Raw genomic sequence first — 1,352 nt, forward strand, 5'->3', positions numbered from 1 at the left:
ACTTGTCAAGAAATCACGATAAATCAACTAGAGATTATCTGAGGCATTGAGTATAATCAAACACATAGATTAGGGGAAATTGCTCATAAATCAGTCCGATCGAGCGTGAATCCTCTTTTATTTTTTAGTCTTAGACTAAGGAAATATCATGGTTGATTGTAGTCAGATTCAGTTTGACGAGGATAAAAGCAAGATAGATCTATCGCAACTACGAGAATTATTTAATTTAACCGCATTTTGGGCAATCGATCGCCGTTTAGAAGATTTAGAAACCGCAATTGACTATAGTGATCCGGTGGTGACGGTGTGGAATGAGCGGCAATTAATTGGTTTTGCTCGCGCCATTTCTGACGGCATTTATCGGGCAACTATTTGGGATGTGATTGTTCATCCCGATTATCAGGGAGCGGGTTTAGGGCGTAAATTAGTAGAAACAGTCTTGGCCCATCCCCGAATAAATCGGGTGGAAAGAGTCTATTTGATGACTACTAATCAAGAAAATTTTTACCGGCGCATTGGTTTCCAAAGCAACGCCACCACGACGATGGTATTATTTAATCGTTATCCCGAGGAGTTTTCCTATCCGGCGATCGAGGTAAAGAAAAAACGATCCGTGTGAGCTTGTCCTGACTATTGTTATCGATTTGATCTAAGCTCATTTCTCCCCCCGAGACTTCGATAATGCCTTTCGCTAACTGAAATTTAAGACCGGGAGAAAGACCGAGAGCTTGAGTAAATTGTTTTACTTCTTCTGGCTTTGATTCTAAACTCAAAGGGGAAATTTCTGGCATTTGCCAGAGAGCGATTTCCCCCGGAAATTCTAGGGTAATAGTGACTTTTTTCTCGCCAAGGGCGCTTACCGATATACAAATAGAGCCACTCGTTAAGTTGGCGATCACTGCATCGACGAGAAGGACAAGAGCGGAGGATAAACGCTGATAATCGGCAATAATAGCAATCTCATCGGTTAAAGGGCTAAATTTAAGCTTAATATGGCGATTAGCTGCCTGTAAATAAGTTAGACTTGCCCAATCTTGCCAGAGTTTAGTTAAAGAAAAAATTTCTTGATCGAGAGGTATAGTACCAGACTCTAGTTTGGAGAGATTAATCATCTCATCGAGCATTGCCATCAGTTTACAGCCCGCCAGTTGCCCCTGGGCGATAAATTCCCTTTCCTCGGCCGGACTTTCACAAAGATCGGCGAGAATCAGTTGATGGAGACTGATCATACTGCTCAATGGCGATCGCAATTCGTGGGCAACCCGTCCCAAAAAACTGCTTTTGAGGTGATTAATTGCCACGGCCATCTGATAAGCGAGGCGAGTTTGCTGTAATTCCCGTTTTAAAGCGTC

The 1,352-nt window shown here is 42.6% G+C and carries 2 protein-coding genes; one reads left to right on the forward strand and one right to left on the reverse strand.

Annotated features, from left to right (window positions below):
* The first annotated feature begins 148 nt into the window (after positions 1-148).
* Entirely contained in the window at positions 149-619 is a 471-nt protein-coding gene (locus PX482_RS07110; RefSeq protein ID WP_002758109.1) for a GNAT family N-acetyltransferase, read from the forward strand.
* Here PX482_RS07110 and PX482_RS07115 read toward each other — a convergent pair.
* The coding region (locus PX482_RS07115; protein ID WP_288122250.1) for a sensor histidine kinase at positions 555-1,352 on the reverse strand (798 nt) is incomplete at its 5' end. The genes PX482_RS07110 and PX482_RS07115 overlap by 65 nt on opposite strands.

Origin of the sequence: Microcystis sp. M53602_WE12 (genome assembly GCF_030065455.1) — a bacterium.
Taxonomy (GTDB): Bacteria; Cyanobacteriota; Cyanobacteriia; order Cyanobacteriales; family Microcystaceae; genus Microcystis; species Microcystis aeruginosa.

Bases quoted from the DNA above. Each gene is read 5' to 3' on its own strand.
- PX482_RS07110 (WP_002758109.1), top strand. From the start codon at position 149: ATGGTTGATTGTAGTCAGATTCAGTTTGACGAGGATAAAAGCAAGATA.